Origin of the sequence: Parabacteroides sp. AD58, from assembly GCF_023744375.2 — a bacterium.
GTDB classification, from domain to species: Bacteria; Bacteroidota; Bacteroidia; order Bacteroidales; family Tannerellaceae; genus Parabacteroides; species Parabacteroides absconsus.
The window spans coordinates 2,226,158-2,246,725 of record NZ_CP146284.1 but is presented as its reverse complement, the minus strand read 5'-3'; the positions used below and the strand labels follow the sequence as shown (position 1 = coordinate 2,246,725).

Genomic DNA, 20,568 nt, shown 5'->3' with positions numbered 1-20,568 from the left:
CTTTTCATCAAAAGGTAGGCAGAAATTGATGAAAATATAGGCATGAAATGATGAAAACATAGGCATGAATTTTCTCTTGCTCTTTTGATACTTTCTGAAGCCTGCATGAAAAAATCAAGAGCCGAAACAGACAGTTCACGCTTCAGTTTGTCAGCCTCATTCGTTTTTAACCACAACGTGCACGATGTACTGTTACTTTTGTTTCCATAATAAAAATGCTGATATTATGTTTACATCTATTGTCCGTTTCTCCATCCGCAAGAAACTGTTTGTAGCGCTGACTACCATTTTCCTGCTGATCGGAGGTATTTATTCGATGCTGACACTGCCCATTGATGCCGTGCCCGACATTACCAACAATCAGGTGCAGATTGTGACTGTCTCGCCAACGCTTGCCCCGCAGGAGGTCGAGCAGTTGATTACATTCCCGATCGAGATTGCCATGAGCAATATCATGAACGTGGAAGAAATCCGCTCTGTTTCGCGTTTCGGCCTCTCGTTGGTGACTGTGGTTTTCAAGGAGAATGTGCCCACGCTGGATGCACGCCAGCTGATCAACGAACAGATTCAGACCGTTGCCGGTGAGATTCCGCCCGAATTGGGTACACCGGAGCTGATGCCGATAACCACCGGTCTGGGTGAAATTTACCAGTATGTATTAAAGGTAGATCCGGGATATGAGAAGAAATATGATGCGATGGAACTGCGCACAATTCAGGATTGGATTGTGAAACGCCAGTTGTCGGGTATTCCGGGAATTGTCGAGATCAACAGTTTCGGCGGTTATCTGAAACAGTATGAGGTAGCGATCGATCCGGATGCGCTTTACTCGCTCAATATCACAATCGGCGAAGTATTCGAGGCTTTAAGCCGGAACAATCAGAATACGGGTGGTAGTTACATTGAAAAGGTGAACCGTGCCTATTATATCCGTTCGGAAGGTATGATCGGACAATTAGAAGATATTGAGAAGATCGTGATAACCAACCGGGGTGGCATTCCGATTCATATCAGCGATATCGGAAAAGTCCGTTTCGGAGCTCCCAAACGCTTTGGTGCCATGACAAAAGACGGGGAAGGCGAATGCGTGGGCGGAATTGCCATGATGCTGAAAGGTGCCAATGCCAATATCGTCACTCAGGAACTGGAAAAGCGGGTGGAGAAAGTACAGAAGATGTTGCCCGAAGGTGTTCATGTTGAACCATATCTGAACCGCTCAGAATTAGTGAATCGGAATATCTCGACCGTGATCCGAAATCTGATCGAAGGCGCGTTGATCGTATTTGTCGTCTTGATAGTTTTCTTAGGAAATGTGCGTGCCGGCCTGATTGTGGCATCGGTTATTCCATTAGCTATGTTGTTCGGATTCATCCTGATGCGCATCTTTGGTGTATCGGCCAACCTGATGAGTCTGGGGGCGATCGACTTCGGTATTGTGGTGGATGGCTCGATTGTCATCCTGGAAGGAATCCTTGCCCATATTTATGGGAAAAGACTGGCCGGACGTCAGTTGAGCCGGGAAGAAATGGACCGGGAAGTGGAAACGGGCGCCGGACAAGTGGTGCGTAGTGCGACCTTTGCTGTGCTGATTATCCTGATTGTGTTCTTCCCGATTCTGACCCTGACGGGCATTGAAGGGAAATATTTCACCCCGATGGCCAAGACGCTGGTGTTCTGTATCATTGGTGCGTTGCTTTTATCCCTTACCTATGTGCCAATGATGGCTTCGTTGTTCCTGAAACGGCAGATTGCGGTGAAACCGACACTGGCCGATCGCTTCTTCGAACGCTTGAACAAGCTGTATCAGCGTTGCCTGAGCTTTTGCCTGAAGCATATCTGGGGAACGATTGTATCTTCTTTCGCCTTGTTGGCTGCCTCGTTCCTCCTCTTCACCCGCTTGGGAGCTGAATTTATTCCGACCTTGGATGAAGGTGACTTCGCTATGCAGATGACTTTGCCGGCTGGCAGTTCGCTGAGCCGGAGTATCGAAATATCGCTGGAAGCCGAGAAGAAGCTGAAAGCAAAATTCCCGGAAATCAAACACGTCGTGGCGAAGATCGGTACGGCTGAGGTACCAACTGATCCGATGGCGGTGGAAGATGGAGATATCATGATCGTCATGAAGCCGTTTAGTGAATGGACATCTGCCGGTAGCCGGGCTGAAATGGTGGAGAAGATGAAGGCCGAACTGGAATCGATCGACGGAGCTGAGTTCAACTTCAGTCAGCCGATCCAGCTCCGCTTCAATGAGCTGATGACCGGAGCCAAGGCGGATATTGCCATCAAGCTGTATGGAGAAGATATGGCAGAGCTGTACAGCAAAGCCAAGGAAGCAGCCCGTTATGTTGAACAGGTGCCGGGTGCGGCCGATGTCTTGGTGGAGCAGGCAATGGGCTTGCCGCAGCTGGTGGTGAATTATGACCGGCGGAAGATTGCCCGCTATGGTATCAACATCGAAGAGCTGAATACCATTATCCGTACGGCTTATGCTGGCGAAACGGCCGGTGTCGTGTTTGAGAACGAACGGCGCTTTGATCTGGTCCTGCGTTTGGATAATGATAAGGTGAAAGACCTGAATCTGGATAAACTATTTGTCCGCACGGCCGAAGGCATTCAGATTCCAGTAAGTGAAGTGGCTTCGATCGATTTGGTCAACGGACCGTTGCAGATCAATCGGGATGCTACCAAGCGACGTATCGTCATCGGTGTCAATGTGCGCAATGCCGATATCCAACAAGTCGTTTCCCAAATTCAGGAATCATTAGATAAGAATGTCCAGTTGAAGCCGGGCTATTACTTTGAATACGGCGGTCAGTTCGAGAACTTGCAGAATGCGATCCGAACCCTGATGGTGGTTATCCCGATAGCCTTGCTGTTGATTCTGCTGTTACTATTCTTCGCTTTCCGAAGTGTTATTTACACGTTGGTAGTGTTCTCGACAGTACCTTTGTCGCTCATCGGTGGCATTGTGGCCCTCTGGCTGCGTGGCCTGCCGTTCAGTATATCGGCGGGAGTCGGATTTATAGCCCTCTTTGGTGTGGCGGTGTTGAATGGTATTCTGATGATCAATCATTTCAATGATTTACGAAAACATAATCTATATACAATGTGTACGAATCGCATTATCAGGAAAGGTTGCCCGCATCTGCTTCGTCCGGTATTCCTGACCGGTCTGGTAGCGTCGTTGGGTTTTGTACCGATGGCTATTGCTAAAACGGCCGGTGCAGAAGTGCAGCGCCCGCTGGCAACAGTAGTGATTGGCGGATTGCTGGTTTCAACAATCCTGACGCTGATTATCATCCCAACTTTTTATAAGCTGGTGAATCAGATTTCTGCCGGATGGCGTCGTAGAGCAACTCGGAAAACGAAGTATACGCAAGCCGCTTTGTTACTGGCCTGTCTTCTGATTCCGGCTGCGGGTCAGGCACAGACGAAGACAGTTTCGCTGGACGAGGCTGTCGCGATTGCCCTGCAGCATCATCCTCGTCTGCAGACAGCCGAAGCCGCTTTGGAGAAAAGCCGGGCTGCCCGGGGTGAAATCTGGGATGGTGGAAACATGTCGTTTAACTATTCATGGGGACAGTTGAACGGAGCTTATCGGAATGATAACGAGCTGGCCATTGAGCAGTCGTTGGGTTCGTTGCTGACTCCTTTCTACCGGAATGCTCTGGTTAATACACAAATTGCTGGAGGAACGCATTACCGGGATCTGGTGAAGAAAGAAGTTGTAGCTGAAGTTAAGCGGGCATGGGCCTATTATTTGTATGCTTTTCAGTTATACAAGCTGTATGATGAACAGCAGCAGCTGGCAGAAATGTTGCGGAAAACTGGCGATTTGCGTTATGCGCAGGGCGATATCAGCCAGTTGCAGCGCGACATGATCTCGACACTGGCTGCCGATATGCATACACGGTGGATACAGGCGAAAGAAGAACTGTCGCTTGCCGGCCGCCGTTTTGCCTGGAGCTGCTATGCCAACGAGCCGATTCTTCCGGCGGATACAACTATGAGCTGTTTCCCTATGCCGGTTACCTATACGCCGTCGCAGATTCATCTGGATTATTTCAACAGCCGGGTGGACGAGAAGCAGGCCTTGTTGCGCGTTGAACGGAGTAAATTCTTTCCGGAGTTGTCAGTCGGTTATACCCGGCAGAAGATTTCTCCACTGAACGGGCTGAATGCCTGGATGGTTGGACTTTCTTTCCCGGTCTTGTTCTTCCCGCAGCAGAGCCGGAGCAAGCAGGCGAAGATCGACTGGCATATTGCCCAGCTGGAAGCCAATGACAATTGCCGCCAGTTGAATAATAAGGTGGTAGAACTGCACAACAAGCTGCGCCAGCAACAGGAAAGTCTGAATTACTTCACGACGGCTGCCTTACACGAAGCCCGGTCACTGCAGAAGAACGCCCTGTTGCAATTTCAGGAAAGTGAAATCGATATCGTCGAGTTTGTGCAGAGTTTGACCAGCGCTCGCGATATTCGTCAGAAGTATATCGAGACCGTGTATGGCTACAACATTTCGGTACTGGAACTGGAATTATATACAGAAGGAGATAACTAATAACGAACCGTAAATATTATAGAAGATGAAAAAGATATACATAGCAAGCACCCTCGGATTATTCCTTTTATCTTGTAATAATCCGCAACCTGCCAGTCAGCAAGAAGAAGCTTCTCCGGCTCCTGCAACAGAAACAGTTGCCCAGGCAGATTCAGTACAGCAAACCGATGCCGTCAGTTCGGCTACCAACGTAGCTAAGTCGGCTTCTTACAACGGAGTTATCACTGTTCCGCCCCAGCGGCAGGCTACAGTTACGCTGACGATGGGAGGAAGTATTCACAGCACGAACCTTTTACCGGGCAGTTACGTCAGACAAGGAGAGGTAATTGCTACGCTGGAAAACCCGGAATTCATCCAGCTGCAGCAGACCTATCTGGAATCGGCAGCCCAGGCAGAATACCTGGAGAAAGAATATAACCGGCAGAAGATGTTGTCAGAGCAGGAAGCTGCTTCGCAGAAGCGTTTCCAGCAGAGCAAGGCCGATTATCTTTCGATGAAGAGCCGGATGGATGCGGCGGCTGCCCAGCTGAAACTGCTGCAGGTGGATGTCCGTCAGTTACATGACCAGGGTATTGAGCCGTATTTGCAGGTGAAGGCTCCGCTCGACGGCTATGTTACGAACATGAAGGTCAATTTGGGAACCTATTTGAATGCGGGTGAACCGATATGTGATATCATTAATAAAGGGGAGACATTACTTGAACTGACAGCCTATGAAAAGGATCTTGACTATTTGCAGGTGGGCAGTTCGGTCGAGTTCCAGGTCAATGGCATGGGATCACAAACCTTCGAAGCAACAGTTATCACGATTGGACAGGAAGTAGACGACGTCAACCGTTCCCTGCAGGTCTATGCTCGGGTAAAGGACCAGAACAGCCGGTTCCGTCCGGGCATGTACGTGAGTGCGAAAATCCGGAAAAACGATTAACTTTGCTGTATGAAACTCATCCGATTTGACAGATATTTGTTCATGATAAACGTCATCTCCATCATGGTGGCGTTTCTTACGCATTTCCCGGAATTGATAGCTTTGCTGGATTTGGATACTGGTCAGGCACCTTTCCCGGATATGCGTCCGATAGATGTTGTGAACGAGGTGATATTTACTTATCTGTCATTAATCCTGCTTTTCGGGTTGAATACGTGGCTTTTCAAGTTCAATAAAGATTCAATCCATGTCAGGCGGCAGCATGTGGTGAGTTCATTTGTGATTACATGGATTGGCAGCAGTCTGTTGGGGCAGGGTTTTGTCTGGTTGCATCATTACTTTAATATCCCAGCCATCGATGCCAGCTTGCACCATTATCTGCATCCGCTGCGTGACGGGTTGATTTCCATTATCGTTACAGGAAGCTGTTATTTGATGTACCTGAACCGGAAGAGCCGGCGTATGCTGGTTGAAAACCAGATGCTCCGGACAGCCAATCTGGTCAATCAGTATGAATCGCTCAAGAGCCAGCTGAATCCGCACATGTTGTTCAACTCGTTGAATACTCTGAATTCCCTGATTCGGGAAACACCAGAGAAAGCACAGGATTATTTGCAGGAGTTATCGAAGGTGCTGCGTTATTCTCTGCAGGAAAGCGATAGTCATCGGGTGACGTTAGAGGAAGAAATGAATTTCGTACATTCCTATATGTATCTGCTTCAGATGCGGTATGAAGATAATCTGGTGTTTGATATAAAGGTCGCGCCGGAAATCTTGTCGAAGACGTTGCCGCCGGTGTCGGTCCAGCTATTGATCGAGAATGCCGTGAAACATAATGAGATCAGTAACCGGCACCCGCTGCATATTCATATCTGGACGGAAGGAGACCGACTGATTGTATCGAATCCGATTCAGCCTAAGATGACTGCCAGCAGCGGAACGCACATCGGACTGAGTAATCTTTCGAAGCGATATCAGCTCCTGTTTGGTAAGGAAATTGAAGTGAAGGAAGAAAATAATCATTTTATCGTTGTGTTACCCTTGATATGAAAGCATTGATTATAGAAGATGAAAAAGCAGCCTTGCGTAGCCTGAAGGCATTGCTGACTGAAATGGCTCCAGAGATAACGGTAGTCGGTGAACTTGACAGTATCTTCGACAGTCTGGAGTGGTTCCGTACTTCACCGATGCCGGATGTGGTGTTTTTGGATATTCATCTGGCCGACGGCTCGGCCTTCGAGATTTTTGAGCACATCACTATCTCGTGTCCTATCATCTTCACCACAGCCTATGATGAATATGCCTTACGTGCTTTTCGGGTGAACAGCATTGATTACCTGCTGAAGCCGATCAACCGGCCAGATTTGCAGCGGGCTTTGGAAAAATTAAAACGATTTTCTCCGGCAGCAGAAATGGCGACTCCGGAAAAAGAGCCTGATTATCTGAAGATTTTCCAGGAATTAAAACGGGCAGAGAGTTTTAAGACGCATTTCCTTATTCCGATGAAAGGAGATAAGCTGCTTCCTATTTCGGTCGATTCCATTCTGTTCTTTTATATAGCCGACGGGAATGTGAAGGCTGTCGACAGTCAGCTGCATGAATATCTCTTTCCCCAGACTCTTGATGAACTGGCCGAAAGTCTGGATCCACATCTTTTCTTTCGGGCTAACCGGCAGTTTCTTATCTCCAAAAAAGCAATTCTGGATATCGACTTGTGGTTTAACGGTCGGCTTTCTATCAATCTGAAAGCGCCGACTGTCGAGAAAGTATTGGTCAGCAAGGCGCGTGTGGCCGAGTTCAAGGAATGGCTGGTAGGATAAATGTTGTTCCCTGTCAGGGCATCAGCTGAGGATTGGGGCAGAACAAAACGTCTACATCCTGGCAAGTCACCATACAGCCTTTCGGGAGTTTTTGGATAACGGGCATCACTTTATCGACGAATGCTTTTATTTTGGATGCTTCATCCACTATTTCTACAATGACAGGAATTTTTTCTGTCAGTTCCCAGAATTTATCTGAGCGAAGCTTGCTTTTGGCTCCATATCCCATAATTCCTTTATAGACAGTTGTTCCTGCCATTCCGTAACGCTTGGCAGCGAAGGCAAGCGCTTCATACACCGAAGTATGCTTTACTTTATCTGTATTGCTGACATAAAAGCGCAGTAACTGTATTTTTCTCGGATTACTTTCCATCTCAAAAGAGTTTAACAAGTGAATAACCGGCAATGAGCATCAGAAAACCGATCAGCAGGCTTAAACCTGTATAGAGTGAGAAATAATAGAAATTTCCATCCCGTATTAACTGAAAGTTTTCATTCATAAAGGTAGAAAAAGTTGTGAAACCACCGCAGAAACCCACTGTTAAAAACAGTTTGAGATTAGAATTCATTAGATGTGCCTGTTCAAATAAACCATAGAATAAACCGATGGCAAAACATCCCAATATATTCACAACCCAGGTTCCTAAGGGAAAAGAACAGATCACATGCTCTTGAATGAAACGTGAGGCCAGGTAACGCACAATGCCTCCTAAGCAACTGCCCATACCTACCATAATAATCGTTTTCAACATATAGTTTGGGGAAATTTATCTGTAATTTTCAATTCGTCAATTGATTTTTTTTGTGTCTCCATTGTCAATTCACCATTGTCAATTGGAATGTACCCCCGTTGGGAATCGAACCCAAATTTACGGTTTAGGAAACCGTCGTTCTATCCGTTGAACTACAAGGGCGGCAAGGATTGAGGGAACAAAAGTAAGACCTTTTCGTTAAATCGCCAAACATTTTAGGTAGAGAGTGTTGAAAAACGCGCCGGCTTTTCATAAATTCCTGCCTATGTTTTTATCATTTTACGCCGGCTTTTCAACAAAAGACGCCGGCTTTTTTCTCTTTTCTGCCTACCTTTTTAAATCAAATAAACGGCTTAGTCGAATAAGGACTGAAGGACTTGCAAAGAGCGGATTTCAGAAAATTCGGGCAGATGAAGTTTGTAGTATTCGAAAATGCGCTGGATGATTTGTTGGCGGTCTTGCCGGGAAAAAGAGTAAAGTGACATATTCTCATAGTTCATCTTCAAAATCCGCTGCCAGGCTACTGTTTCGGCTGGCGTCAGAAAATAGGGATGAGTGGGTTGTTGTCTGGCAAATGTCCCGTTCAGCATATCGAAATAGTGTTCGTCGTGTTGCCGGACTGTATTGGGGAAAATCCCTAGATAATGTAGCAGATTCAGGAGAAAGACCAGGTGGAAATTGGCGATGCCTTTTTCGGTAACCTCGAGGATGCGGATCGAATCAGTCAGAAAAGCATACATGTGTTCGTCGGCTTGCGTGTCTTTGACTACCCGGAAGAGGACTTCCGACAGGAAAAGAGCCAGGACATTCTTTACCGGATCGGCTTGCAGTGAAGAAGTCGAGAGGAAAAGATGTGCTTCTTTAATGCGCTGGATGTCGCGTTTGTTGAGGTGCTCCACTTCCAGATCCAGGATGGAAAGTGGCATGAACAGGGAGCGAGACAGGGACGACCGCTTGCTGCTTTTACGGGATACTAAATAGGAAACCCGCCCGAAATCTTTCGTATATATATGGAGAATCGTATACACATCCTTATAGGGGAGCGAATGAAGTACGATTCCTTGCGTCTTGTATAGCATGACTTTTTTTAAACAAAGATAGAAATTCTGGGGTTATAAAATTGTATCTTTGTGGAATAATAAGCTGTTCGGTTAACAGCTGGACTGGTTTTATTAAGGAAACCTTTGGATACGGGAACTGATAAACGATAACTCAAAAATATATTACCCAACATGCTTGATCTGACAACACCTTCACTTTTGTTTTCGGCCATATCACTAATACTCTTGGCCTACACAAACCGTTTCTTGGCTTATACGAATGTGGTTCGCAGCCTGACGGACCAGTATGAACGGCATGGAAATCCACAGGAAATAGAGCAAATCAGGAATCTCAGGAAGCGGCTTTCGCTGATTCAGAGCATGCAGATTTTAGGTATATCCAGTTTGCTGCTGTGTGTGGTCGCGATGTTTTTTATCTATATTCATCTGTTAGATTGGGCTATTTACCTGTTTGGTGCGGCGCTCGTGCTTTTGGCCGCTTCTCTATGTGTATGTGTCTGGGAAATAAACATTTCCGTAAAGGCATTAGACATACATCTGAGAGACATGAGTTCCAAACAAAAGTTAAAACAGTGACAAATTATAAATTTTCTTCCCTAAAAGCTTTGTTGGTAAAAAAAGAAGCTCTATCTTTGCACTCGCAATCGGGAAAATGACATCCCAAAACGCTAAAAGAGAAATCGTTAGCAAGATGGCCCGTTCGTCTATCGGTTAGGACGCAAGATTTTCATTCTTGAAAGGGGGGTTCGATTCCCCCACGGGCTACAATAAACAGGATTAAAAAATTAAAGAAGAATTTCTGAGAAATGGCAAATCATAAGTCATCAATTAAAAGAATCAGACAGACAAACGCAAGACGTCTTCACAACAGATACTATGCGAAGACTGCTCGTAACGCAATGCGTGACCTGCGTGCTACTGAAGATCAGAATGAAGCACAGACTTTGTTCCCTAAAGTATGCTCAATGTTGGATAAATTAGCAAAGAAGCACATTATCCACAAGAATAAAGCTGGCAACTTGAAGTCTAAGTTGGCTAAGCATGTGAATTCTTTAGCGAAGTAAGTTTTTACTGAATATATTAAGATCTTCGGATCTTTATCGGATGGCCCGTTCGTCTATCGGTTAGGACGCAAGATTTTCATTCTTGAAAGGGGGGTTCGATTCCCCCACGGGCTACATGGAGAGAATGTATCAGATTGATAGATTCTCTCCTTTTTTTATGCTACTTTTTTACTTTTTTACACGCCTGGAATTCTCTACTCTCGATAATTATAAGTACCTTTGTTAGCTTAATAATAAGAAAGATTTTTACTGATTTAAAACGTGATAGACTCATGAGTGAAGAAATTAAGAATACATCTTCAGACTATTCTGCGGACAGTATTCAGGTACTTGAAGGGTTAGAAGCTGTACGCAAAAGACCGGCGATGTATATTGGCGATATTAGCGAAAAAGGCCTTCACCATTTAGTGTACGAAGTGGTTGATAACTCAATTGATGAGGCTTTGGCCGGTTATTGTACCCTTGTCGATGTGGTAATCAATGAAGACAATTCAATTGTTGTAACTGACAACGGACGTGGTATTCCGGTCGATATTCATGAGAAAGAAGGAAAATCAGCATTGGAAGTCGTTTTGACTGTGCTTCACGCCGGCGGTAAGTTCGATAAAGGAACTTATAAGGTGTCTGGTGGTCTGCATGGTGTGGGTGTTTCGTGTGTGAATGCCCTTTCAACTTATCTGAAAGCTGAAGTACGCCGTAACGGTCATGTCTATATGCAGGAGTTCTCGTGTGGAAAGCCGTTGCACGACGTGCAGGTGGTGGGCGATGCCGATTCTACGGGAACGACTATCACCTTCAAACCGGATGGCAGTATCTTTACCGTCACTGAATACAAATATGATATTTTGGCTACGCGCTTGCGTGAGTTAGCCTTCCTGAATGCCGGTATTACCTTGCGTCTGACCGATAAACGGGTGAAGAAAGACGATGGTTCCTATAAGTCGGAAATATTCCACTCTGATGAAGGACTGAAGGAGTTTGTACGTTATATTGACCGCTCAAAAGAAAAACTGATTCCGGATGTGATCCATATCGTAACGGAAAAGCAGGGCATTCCGGTGGAAGTGGCGATGACATACAATACGTCGTACAACGAAAGTGTTTTCTCGTATGTCAATGATATCAACACGATTGAAGGTGGTACGCATGTGGCTGGTTTCCGTCGTGGATTGACGCGTACGCTGAAGAAATATGCTGAAGATTCCAAGTTGCTGGAAAAGGCTAAAGTGGAAATCCAGGGTGACGACTTCCGTGAAGGACTGACGGCCGTGATTTCGATTAAGGTAGCGGAGCCTCAGTTTGAAGGACAGACGAAGACGAAGCTGGGTAACTCGGAAGTAACGGGTGCTGTTGATCAGGCTGTTGGTGAAGCTTTGGGGTATTATCTGGAAGAGCATCCGAAAGAGGCAAAGACAATTGTCGAGAAAGTGGTCTTGGCCGCATCAGCCCGTCAGGCTGCCCGCAAGGCACGTGAACAGGTATTGCGCAAGTCGCCTCTGACCGGTGGCGGACTGCCCGGAAAACTGGCCGACTGCCAGTCGAAAGATGCTTCGTTGTGTGAGTTGTTCTTGGTCGAGGGTGATTCGGCCGGCGGAACAGCCAAACAGGGACGCGACAGCAAGTTTCAGGCTATTCTTCCGTTGCGCGGAAAAATCCTGAATGTGGAAAAGGCAATGGACCACAAGGTGTTCGAAAGTGAGGAAATCCAGAATATTTATCGGGCTATGGGTGTTACCATTGGTACAGAAGATGATCCGAAAGCCCTGAATACGGATAAGCTGCGTTATCATAAGGTCATCATCATGACCGATGCCGATGTCGACGGTAGCCATATCGCCACGCTGATCCTGACCTTCTTCTTCCGCCGTATGCGTGCCCTGATTGAAAACGGTTATGTGTATCTGGCAACTCCTCCGCTTTATTTGTGCAAGAAAGGAAAAGTAGAAGAATATTGCTGGACCGACCAGCAGCGTCAGGCATTTATCCTGAAATATGGTGGCGGCGATGAAAAGCAGATTCAGACACAACGATACAAAGGTTTGGGTGAAATGAGTGATCATCAGTTGTGGGAAACCACTATGAATCCGGAAAACCGGACACTGAAACAGATCACCATCGATAATGCGGCCGAAGCCGATCAGATCTTCTCCATGCTGATGGGTGAAGACGTGGGTCCGCGTCGCGAATTTATCGAAGAAAACGCTACGTATGCGAATATTGACGCATAAGCAGGCGCTGAGTCGAAAGTTTATAAGTTTGACAGAACGATGAACGCTTCATATCAAATGGCCTCGGTGCTGGATGAGGCCGATCGTTTCCGGCCGGCAGAGTCTTTGCCGCGCATCGGCATTTCGGCTAACCGCAGAGACGGTCAGACGTGTCTGGCAGAGACATATATCCAGTCGGTTATTCAGGCAGGCGGCGCTCCGGTGGTGATACCTGCGACAACCGACTTGCGTGTGCTTACGGCCGTAGTACAGGATTTAGATGGCATTCTGATGAGTGGTGGTGGCGATATCAATCCGCTCTTCGTGGGCGAAGAACCGCTTCCGGCCTTGCAGGATGTTGATACCTTGCGCGACCGTTATGACTTGCTGCTGATCCGCCTGGCATCGAATCGCCAGATTCCGCTGATGGGCATTTGCCGTGGTCATCAGATGCTGAATGCCGCCTTTGGCGGAACGCTTTATCAGGATATTTATTCGCAGGCAGACACGGATGTGATCAAGCACAGCCAGAAGATGGCGCGCGAAGAAGCCTCGCATACCGTGCATCTCGAAGACGGCTGTGTCATCGCCGTCAATTCGTTTCATCACCAGGCGGTGAAGGATGTGGCGCCCGAATTTGTGCAGACAGCCGTCGCTCCCGACGGAATCAATGAGGGCATGCGTCATCCGGAGAAATCTGTCTTCAGTGTACAGTGGCATCCGGAAGCGATGGCCATTCATGGAGACGAAGAAGCCCAGGCGCTCTTCAACCATTTCATTGAAGAAGCCCGTATTTTCCGGCAGGCGAAAGAATTGCATCAGCGGATTGTCACCCTCGATTCGCATACCGATACGCCCATGATCTTTCCGGGGCATTTCAATATCGGAGAAAAACAGGGAGGAAAAGTGAACCTGCCTTTTATGGAGGAAGGCCGGATCGACGCCGCTTTTATGGTGGCTTATATTCCACAGGGCGAACGGGATGAGGCTTCGTTGGCGAAGGCAACGGCCTATGCCGAAGAGCGCTTGAAGGAAGTGATCCGCCAGGAACAGCTGAATCCGACACGCATGGGCATTGCCCGCACACCCGATGATCTGCTCCGCCTCAAGCAGGCCGGGAAGAAAGCCATCTTCTTGGGCATTGAGAACGGATATGCGTTGGGAAAAGAGGTGAACAATGTGCGGAAATTCCGCGATATGGGTGTCAGTTATATTACGTTGTGCCACAACGGAGACAATGACTTGTGTGATTCGGCACGCGGTAAGGGCGAATGGAAAGGCTTGAGTCCGCTGGGCAAACAGATGGTGGCCGAGATGAATCGCTTAGGCGTCATGGTGGATATTTCGCATGCGGCCGAATCGACGTTCTATGATGTCCTGGCATGCAGCCGTTATCCGATTATCGCCTCGCATTCATCGGCGCGTGCGCTGTGTAATCATCCGCGGAATCTGACCGACGATCAGCTGAAGGCGATTGCCGGACAAGGTGGTGTCGTGCAGCTTTGCCTTTACAAAGGATTTATCAATGAGGAAGCCGAGAAAGCTTCGGTGAGCGATGCCATCCGGCATATCAATCACATGGTCGATCTGATCGGTGTGGAACATGTCGGCATTGGCTCTGATTTCGATGGCGACGGCGAACTGATCGGCTGCCGGGCAAGCAACGAACTGATTAACATTACCATGCACCTCTTGAAAGAAGGCTATTCGGAAACCGATATCAGCCGGATATGGGGCAGCAACTTCCTCCGTGTCATGCGCCAGGTGCAATCAGCAAGACAGTAAAAAACTCAAAATACAGTAGATCATGATTCGATTACTTTATTTATTGGCGGCATCGGCCCTCTGGTCGTGCAGCAGCAAACCGGCCGTTACAGACAACAACGAGCCTTCGTCAGAACCGGTGGTAGCACAGGCCCAGTCGGACACACCGGCTTTTGATGCCGACAGTGCTTATCTGTATGTGCAGCGTCAGGTCGATTTCGGTCCACGTGTGCCTAATACGCCGGCTCATAAGCAATGTGGAAATTACCTGGCCAGCGAGTTGAAACGCTTCGGCGCGCAAGTACATGAACAGGAAATGACGCTGACAGCCTACGACGGAACACCGCTCGAGTCGAAGAATATAATCGGAACATATAATGCGGAGAGCGAAAAGCGCATTCTGCTTTTTGCCCATTGGGATACACGTCCGTACTCAGATGCAGACCCGAATAAGGATAACCTGCATAAGCCGATCGACGGAGCCGACGATGGAGCCAGCGGCGTGGGAGTCTTGCTCGAGATTGCCCGTCAGCTGCAACAGAAAGCACCGGCTGTAGGTGTCGATATCATCTTCTTCGATGCGGAAGATTACGGCATTCCTGATTTTGCCGAAGAGAAATATGGCTACAAAAGCGGAACTTGGTGTCTTGGCAGCCGTTTCTGGGGAAAGAATCCGCATATCAAAGGCTATAAGGCCGATTTCGGTATTCTGCTGGATATGGTTGGAGCCAAAGATGCCGTATTCTATAAAGAATATATTTCCATGCGTCATGCCGCCCGTTATGTGGATAAAGTGTGGGAAACCGCACGTAACTTGGGCTATGGCAAATTCTTCATCAATGCCGATGGCGGAGGCGTGACCGACGACCATGAAGCCGTTATTCAAGAGACTGGCATTCCTTGTCTGGATATCATCAACTATGACCCGCAGTCTGATAAAGGATTCCGGGCGCACTGGCATACCCAGAATGACAATATGAAGAACATCGACAAAGAAGTATTGAAGGCTGTCGGCCAGACAGTGCTTGAAGTCGTTTATCAATATCAATAAACCGTATCGGCAGATTTCACGGTATGCACACAAAATGTATCCGTGAAATCTGTTTTTATATTCCTCCCTTATCTTCCGTTAAACCGATATCCCAAACCTAACATCAGGTTATTCGGGTCTTTGAAATTACGCAACTGATAGCCGACATGCAAGAACAGCCGGCGAGTGATGGATGTCTTCAAGGCTGCTATCTGATAAAATCCTTTTAGGTCTTCTCCCCGGTAAAATACATTGTGGCCAACTCCCAGGTTGATGGAAAAGATAGGCATCACCAGTTCTGCCCGGAGAGATAATCCCACACCGAATTGCTCCCGGAAAGGTGGGCGATAAAACCGGATATTCTCCGCTGTCCGGTCATCTCCGACCACATGGTCTTTGATGTTGGCGCTCTCATCATACTGGGCATCCAACGAAACCCCGGCCCGGAAACAGGCATTCAGATTATACATCGGATTGATATTGATGCCGGCAACACCAAATGCTCCCGGAACTAACACCCGATCGTCTGGCCAGATAATTCCTTTTCGCCGGACGGCTCCATAAAGAACCACATCATAGCTGAAATAACGTTCAATTTCCGCCCGGGCTTTGCGCCGTGCTTCGGTTGATGTCCGATACGCATGCGTCCCGAATGTCCGGATCAGACTTACACGTCCACCCACGGAGTTGACACCTGCATTAGGATAATGTGTATTGCCGTTGGAAAAGTGAGTCACATCCACACCGGCTGTCAGACGCCAGTTGTTGTTGACCTGCCAGTTTAGCAGCCAGCCCAGATTGATATAAGCATTCATCTTCGAACCGACCACCATATTACGCGGGTTCAGTTGCGGATCATATTTTTTCCACCCCCACGAAACCCCGAAGTTCCATTCGTAGTCCAGCGTAAGCGAAGGAGTAAGCCGGGTAATAGGCGCTCCCTGAAAGACATAGGCACTCCAGGGAACACCCATTTCTTCCCGGTTCCGGAATGCATGACAAGCCAGCCCAATTCCCTGATAAACATCCGGGTATTGGCTTCCCCACCGGGAATGAGGATCAAAGCGGAATGCATATTTTAGATGAACCGATCCGGCACTTCGCATAGGTTCGTTAAATTTATTTTCTCCACCAAAGAAAGGATGCGTGTTCAACAAATATCCCTCTCTTAGATTAAACTCCAACTGATGCGACAACCGATGCCGTTTCAAACTGTCTGCCTCTTCTGATTTTACAGGAATCGGTATGATCTGGCAAAGAATGAACATCACCCATGCCAGAAATAATTGATTTCGACAATACATACTGTTTATTTTCATGGTTGAATTGCCTAAAGATACGGATTATTTCCACTACTCGGCGTTCCTTGCCCGAAAGTTTTTCCATCACGCAATCTCTGCCTTTCTTATTTGCAGATGTCAGAATATTTCCCGAATATTGCAGCGAATTTAAAATACCGCAAATATGACTATCAACGAAATTCAAGACAATGTGATCGAAGAGTTTTCAGCCTTCGACGATTGGATGGACAAATATGCCCTGCTGATTGATCTCGGCAACAGTTTGCCGCCGCTCGACGAAAAATATAAGACGGAAAGCAACCTGATTGAAGGCTGCCAGAGCCGTGTATGGCTTCAGGCCGATTATAAAGACGGGAAGATTCTCTTCCAGGGCGACAGTGATGCTGTCATTGTGAAAGGAATTGTTTCGCTGCTCATCAGTGTCCTCTCCGATCATACTCCGCAGGAAATCCTGGATGCCGACCTTTATTTTATCGAGAAGATCGGCCTGAAAGAGCATCTTTCGCCCACGCGGTCAAACGGACTGGTGGCTATGGTCAAGCAGATGCATCTTTATGCCGTAGCTTATCGGGCAAAAGAAATGGAATGACTCCATCTATAAACCTCAAAACATAAACAGACTTTTTTACAGATGAAAGGGCACGTCCAGCGAGGCGTGCCCTTTTTTTGTAGTGGCGGCCAAAGAATGAATTGAAAACAAATATCCTCATTTTCCTTCTGAATTATATTTTGAACCTCATCATATTTATGAAATTATTATAGAAATAGACTGTTTTTTAGTGTGCGTTTGTTAATAATATTCGAGATGTGTTATAAAACATATTGCTTATTGGGTTTACTATTTAAAAATAGTTTACTTTTGTAATCGGTAATTATAAAATGATGAGGCTGTAAGAAGTTTTAATTATTTTTCTTTATAAATACAGCTTTATAATGATGCTAAAATTGAAAAGGCGCAGGATATATTTAACCGTTCCGGCCTGACGATTTGAAATACGAAAAAAACTTATATAATTAATTTATGAAAAAGAATGTGATACCTGCGGGATTATTTTATCCCGGATTGAAGCGACTTCTTCAAACAATGCCTTTGATGGCGGGAATGTTGCTGGGCGGCACAACTTTAGCTGTTGCAAATGAATCAAACCCAGTAGTACAAGAACAACAACAGGCCATTTCTGTTACAGGAACTGTCGTTGACCAGAATGGTGAACCGCTAATGGGCGTGAATGTGATCGAGAAAGGAACGACAAATGGAACCATGACCGATATGGATGGTCGTTTTACCTTGTCAGTTCCGGGAAATGCTACATTGCAGATTTCTTATATCGGTTATACAACCGAAGAAATAGTAGTGAATAACCAGACGAAACTGAATGTTACTTTAAAGGAAGATTCACAGAATCTGGATGAACTGGTTGTTGTAGGTTATGGTGTAGTTCGTAAAGCCGACTTGGCGGGATCAGTATCCGTCTTGGATAGTAAGAGCTTTAAAGACCAGCCGATTGTACAGGTGTCAGACGCATTACAAGGACGTGTTTCCGGTGTACAGGTACAGAATAGCGGTGTGCCGGGTGGAACGGTTAAGATCCGTGTGCGTGGTTCAGGCTCAATCAACCGCAGTAACGACCCGTTGTATGTGATCGACGCTATCGTTCGTGAAAGTGGACTAACGGGTTTGAACCCTGAAGATATCCAGTCTATGCAAGTGTTGAAGGATGCTTCTTCAACAGCTATTTATGGTTCGCGTGGTGCGAATGGTGTTGTCTTGATTACAACCAAGACCGGTAAAGCAAATACCCGGGTAATAACATTGGATGCGAAGGTGGGTATCGGAACTGTTGCCAAGCGTTATGAAACCTTGAGTCCTTATGAGTTTGCTACTTTATATAATACCTACCGAGCAAATACATTTTCTCAGGAACAGTTAGCGCATTCCAGAATGGAACAGCTGGAACAGACTGGCAGGATGAGATTTATCAAACCGGTATTACACAAGATTATAAATTGACATTCTCTGGTGGTAGTGATAAGACTCAGTATCTGGTTTCAGGTAATTATGTTGGACAGGATGGAGTTGTGATAGAGAATAAGAATGAGCGTTTCCAGGCTCGCGCCAATATAACTTCTCAGGTTACAGACTGGTTGCATGTAACTGCTGATGTGAATGCTTCTCATAATATTCGTCATAGCGGTGACTTCAGTGCAGGGAAAGGCAATATAATCAATGTCGCCATGAACTACGCTCCCGTACTTGGAATCTTGAATGAGGATGGTACATATACGCGTGATCAATATAGTGCTTTAACGCAAAACAACCCTGTTGGTATGTTAAAAGAACAGACGGGCGAAACAATGACTGATATCGTAAATGCCCGTATGGATTTGAAGTTTGATATTCTGCCAGGCTTGACCTTTACGACAAGTAACGGTATTGACTATAATGATGTGAAAGCTTACTCTTTCTCTACCAAGAAGGTGACGAACAGCAATAATAGCATGGGTAATAATGATACATACCGCATGACATTGCAGTCAACAAATAACTTGACATATACGAATAAGTGGGGTGATCATGCCTTGACTGCTACAGCCGTTTATGAAGCGACTCATTCAGAAACCCGTTATATGGCGTTGAATGGTAGTGGATTGCTAACAGAAAGTGTGGGTTGGTGGAATGTCAATATGGCAAGCAGCCGAACTGTAAGTAACTCTTATTCGGCATGGGCTTTGATGTCTGGAGTAGGACGTGTGATGTACAATTATAAAGACCGCTACATGCTGACTGGAACGATTCGTGCCGATGGTTCTTCTAAGTTCCAGAATAAAAAATGGGGTTGGTTCCCGTCTATTGCAGCAGCCTGGTCGTTGGGCAATGAAGACTTCATGCAGAATCAGAATCTTGTGCAGGATATGAAAATCCGTGCCAGCTATGGTGTAATTGGTAGTCAAGCCATTGACCCGTATGGAACATTGGGATTGATGCAACAGGCCATGTATGCTTTTGGTGGGTCATCTCAATATACAGGTTATTGGATCGGTACATCAGTAGCTACACCTGATTTGACATGGGAAACGACGCACCAGTTAGACTTGGGTCTTGATTTCTCTATCTTGAATCATCGGTTGAATTTCTCATTCGACTATTTCGATAAAAAGACAAAAGATGGTTTGCTGCAGCGTACGATTGCCAATTATGACGGAGGTGGTTCTTATTGGGTAAATGCCGCTGAGGTAAGCAACCGCGGTATCGATTTCTCAATCGATGCGACTGTATTTGATACACAAGATTTTACTTGGTCAACTACATTGAATGGTACTTATTTGAAGAATGAAGTAACAGGTTTGGGTGGATTGGACTTCGTTTCCGGTACAACTCCGGCAGCCGGAATGATTCCGAATGACGGTGTTACACGAGTAGAAGTAGGACAACCGATTGGAGCATTCTATGGATATGTATGGAATGGTTTGGATAAAGATGGCCGCGATTCGTTTGTTGATTTAGATGGAAACGGTATGATAGATAGTAATGACCGTACGTTTATCGGAAAAGCTAATCCGGACTTTACATTAGGTTGGAACAATACCTTCCGTTGGAAAAACTGGGATTTGAATCTCTTCTTCACAGGTTCGTTTGGCGCAGATCGTTTGAATTTGGTTCGTTTTACAGGAACAGCTATGACAGGTGACTTTGCCTTCATCACTTTGCGTGAGTATCTGAATGACAATTATGATGTGGCAAGGGAGTTCGCTCGTTATCCGTCTGTTACAGTTACCGGTAACGATTACCAGTCGGCTTCAACATCTACCAAGTTCCTTGAATCAGCCAGTTATTTCCGTTTGGACAACTTGAGCTTATCTTATAACTTGCCTAAATCGGTAGCCAAGTTTGCTGATTTGCGGTTTACGTTCAGTTGCCAGAATCTGTTTACGATTACAGGTTACAAGGGAATGGATCCTGCAGGTATCTCATTTATGAGTAGTGGTGTCGACGTAAACGACGGTATTGATTTTGGTGCTTACCCATTAACACGTACTTATACACTGGGTGTACGTATGAATTTCTAACTATGTAAAGTC

Annotated in this window: 14 protein-coding genes, 3 tRNA genes and 1 pseudogene; 13 read left to right on the top strand and 5 right to left on the bottom strand. The window is 46.4% G+C overall.

Annotation, left to right across the window (positions count from 1 at the left end; genetic code table 11):
• Window positions 1–226 precede the first annotated feature (226 nt).
• From NEE14_RS09780 to NEE14_RS09765, 4 genes are read left to right on the top strand one after another with little or no spacing between them, the layout of a single operon-like run.
• Entirely contained in the window at window positions 227–4,561 is a 4,335-nt protein-coding gene (locus NEE14_RS09780; RefSeq protein WP_251968193.1) for a CusA/CzcA family heavy metal efflux RND transporter, read from the top strand.
• Between the two features lie 25 nt (window positions 4,562–4,586).
• Window positions 4,587–5,489, top strand: a complete 903-nt coding sequence (locus NEE14_RS09775) for an efflux RND transporter periplasmic adaptor subunit (protein WP_251968194.1) — start codon at window positions 4,587–4,589, stop codon at window positions 5,487–5,489.
• A 9-nt stretch (window positions 5,490–5,498) separates the two neighbouring features.
• Window positions 5,499–6,539: a sensor histidine kinase gene (locus tag NEE14_RS09770; protein WP_251968195.1), complete on the top strand. Its 1,041-nt coding sequence runs from the start codon at window positions 5,499–5,501 to the stop codon at window positions 6,537–6,539.
• The gene (locus NEE14_RS09765) at window positions 6,536–7,309 is read left to right on the top strand and encodes a LytR/AlgR family response regulator transcription factor (protein WP_251968196.1); all 774 of its coding nucleotides are present in this window, start codon (window positions 6,536–6,538) and stop codon (window positions 7,307–7,309) included. The genes NEE14_RS09770 and NEE14_RS09765 overlap by 4 nt, the downstream gene beginning before the upstream one ends.
• 13 nt (window positions 7,310–7,322) lie before the next feature.
• On the opposite strand, the gene NEE14_RS09760 is transcribed toward NEE14_RS09765, so the two are convergent.
• From NEE14_RS09760 to recO, 4 genes are all read right to left on the bottom strand, one after another.
• Window positions 7,323–7,682, bottom strand: a complete 360-nt coding sequence (locus NEE14_RS09760) for a DUF190 domain-containing protein (RefSeq protein ID WP_251968197.1) — start codon at window positions 7,680–7,682, stop codon at window positions 7,323–7,325.
• Between the two features lies 1 nt (window position 7,683).
• The gene (gene crcB / locus NEE14_RS09755) at window positions 7,684–8,061 is read right to left on the bottom strand and encodes a fluoride efflux transporter CrcB (RefSeq protein ID WP_251968198.1); all 378 of its coding nucleotides are present in this window, start codon (window positions 8,059–8,061) and stop codon (window positions 7,684–7,686) included.
• A 90-nt stretch (window positions 8,062–8,151) separates the two neighbouring features.
• Window positions 8,152–8,223, bottom strand: a tRNA-Arg gene (locus tag NEE14_RS09750).
• Between the two features lie 191 nt (window positions 8,224–8,414).
• On the bottom strand, window positions 8,415–9,140 hold the full coding sequence (gene recO, locus NEE14_RS09745) for a DNA repair protein RecO (RefSeq protein WP_251968199.1): 726 nt from the start codon (window positions 9,138–9,140) through the stop codon (window positions 8,415–8,417).
• A 153-nt stretch (window positions 9,141–9,293) separates the two neighbouring features.
• On the opposite strand from recO, the gene NEE14_RS09740 reads away from it, so the two are divergent.
• The 7 genes from NEE14_RS09740 to NEE14_RS09710 all read left to right on the top strand — a co-directional run bounded on the left by NEE14_RS09740 (window position 9,294) and on the right by NEE14_RS09710 (window position 15,208).
• Complete coding sequence (locus NEE14_RS09740; RefSeq protein WP_251968200.1) at window positions 9,294–9,698, top strand: DUF2721 domain-containing protein; 405 nt, start codon at window positions 9,294–9,296, stop codon at window positions 9,696–9,698.
• A 117-nt stretch (window positions 9,699–9,815) separates the two neighbouring features.
• A tRNA-Glu gene (locus NEE14_RS09735) sits at window positions 9,816–9,887 on the top strand.
• Window positions 9,888–9,928: 41 nt separating this feature from the next.
• Window positions 9,929–10,186 (top strand): 30S ribosomal protein S20, encoded by a 258-nt coding sequence (rpsT, locus tag NEE14_RS09730; RefSeq protein WP_243326655.1) that lies wholly within the window; start codon window positions 9,929–9,931, stop codon window positions 10,184–10,186.
• 42 nt (window positions 10,187–10,228) lie between these two features.
• Window positions 10,229–10,300: transfer RNA gene (locus NEE14_RS09725), tRNA-Glu, on the top strand.
• 158 nt (window positions 10,301–10,458) lie between these two features.
• Window positions 10,459–12,414, top strand: a complete 1,956-nt coding sequence (gyrB, locus tag NEE14_RS09720) for a DNA topoisomerase (ATP-hydrolyzing) subunit B (RefSeq protein ID WP_251968201.1) — start codon at window positions 10,459–10,461, stop codon at window positions 12,412–12,414.
• A 39-nt stretch (window positions 12,415–12,453) separates the two neighbouring features.
• Window positions 12,454–14,178, top strand: coding sequence for a gamma-glutamyl-gamma-aminobutyrate hydrolase family protein (locus NEE14_RS09715; protein ID WP_251968202.1), 1,725 nt, complete (start codon window positions 12,454–12,456; stop codon window positions 14,176–14,178).
• A 22-nt stretch (window positions 14,179–14,200) separates the two neighbouring features.
• Window positions 14,201–15,208, top strand: a complete 1,008-nt coding sequence (locus tag NEE14_RS09710; RefSeq protein ID WP_251968203.1) for a M28 family peptidase — start codon at window positions 14,201–14,203, stop codon at window positions 15,206–15,208.
• A gap of 68 nt (window positions 15,209–15,276) precedes the next feature.
• Here the strand turns inward: NEE14_RS09710 and NEE14_RS09705 are convergent, their stop codons facing one another.
• Window positions 15,277–16,506: an acyloxyacyl hydrolase gene (locus NEE14_RS09705; RefSeq protein ID WP_251968204.1), complete on the bottom strand. Its 1,230-nt coding sequence runs from the start codon at window positions 16,504–16,506 to the stop codon at window positions 15,277–15,279.
• A 145-nt stretch (window positions 16,507–16,651) separates the two neighbouring features.
• Here NEE14_RS09705 and NEE14_RS09700 point away from each other — a divergent pair, with 145 nt between their 5' ends.
• Both NEE14_RS09700 and NEE14_RS09695 read left to right on the top strand, forming a co-directional pair.
• Complete coding sequence (locus tag NEE14_RS09700) at window positions 16,652–17,077, top strand: SufE family protein (protein WP_251968205.1); 426 nt, start codon at window positions 16,652–16,654, stop codon at window positions 17,075–17,077.
• 432 nt (window positions 17,078–17,509) lie between these two features.
• A pseudogene (locus NEE14_RS09695) lies at window positions 17,510–20,556 on the top strand (SusC/RagA family TonB-linked outer membrane protein).
• Window positions 20,557–20,568: the final 12 nt, after the last annotated feature.

Bases quoted from the DNA above. Each gene is read 5' to 3' on its own strand.
- NEE14_RS09780 (WP_251968193.1), top strand. From the start codon at position 227: ATGTTTACATCTATTGTCCGTTTCTCCATCCGCAAGAAACTGTTTGTA.
- NEE14_RS09775 (WP_251968194.1), top strand. From the start codon at position 4,587: ATGAAAAAGATATACATAGCAAGCACCCTCGGATTATTCCTTTTATCT.
- NEE14_RS09770 (WP_251968195.1), top strand. From the start codon at position 5,499: ATGAAACTCATCCGATTTGACAGATATTTGTTCATGATAAACGTCATC.
- NEE14_RS09765 (WP_251968196.1), top strand. From the start codon at position 6,536: ATGAAAGCATTGATTATAGAAGATGAAAAAGCAGCCTTGCGTAGCCTG.
- NEE14_RS09760 (WP_251968197.1), bottom strand. From the start codon at position 7,682: ATGGAAAGTAATCCGAGAAAAATACAGTTACTGCGCTTTTATGTCAGC.
- crcB (WP_251968198.1), bottom strand. From the start codon at position 8,061: ATGTTGAAAACGATTATTATGGTAGGTATGGGCAGTTGCTTAGGAGGC.
- recO (WP_251968199.1), bottom strand. From the start codon at position 9,140: ATGCTATACAAGACGCAAGGAATCGTACTTCATTCGCTCCCCTATAAG.
- NEE14_RS09740 (WP_251968200.1), top strand. From the start codon at position 9,294: ATGCTTGATCTGACAACACCTTCACTTTTGTTTTCGGCCATATCACTA.
- rpsT (WP_243326655.1), top strand. From the start codon at position 9,929: ATGGCAAATCATAAGTCATCAATTAAAAGAATCAGACAGACAAACGCA.
- gyrB (WP_251968201.1), top strand. From the start codon at position 10,459: ATGAGTGAAGAAATTAAGAATACATCTTCAGACTATTCTGCGGACAGT.
- NEE14_RS09715 (WP_251968202.1), top strand. From the start codon at position 12,454: ATGAACGCTTCATATCAAATGGCCTCGGTGCTGGATGAGGCCGATCGT.
- NEE14_RS09710 (WP_251968203.1), top strand. From the start codon at position 14,201: ATGATTCGATTACTTTATTTATTGGCGGCATCGGCCCTCTGGTCGTGC.
- NEE14_RS09705 (WP_251968204.1), bottom strand. From the start codon at position 16,506: ATGAAAATAAACAGTATGTATTGTCGAAATCAATTATTTCTGGCATGG.
- NEE14_RS09700 (WP_251968205.1), top strand. From the start codon at position 16,652: ATGACTATCAACGAAATTCAAGACAATGTGATCGAAGAGTTTTCAGCC.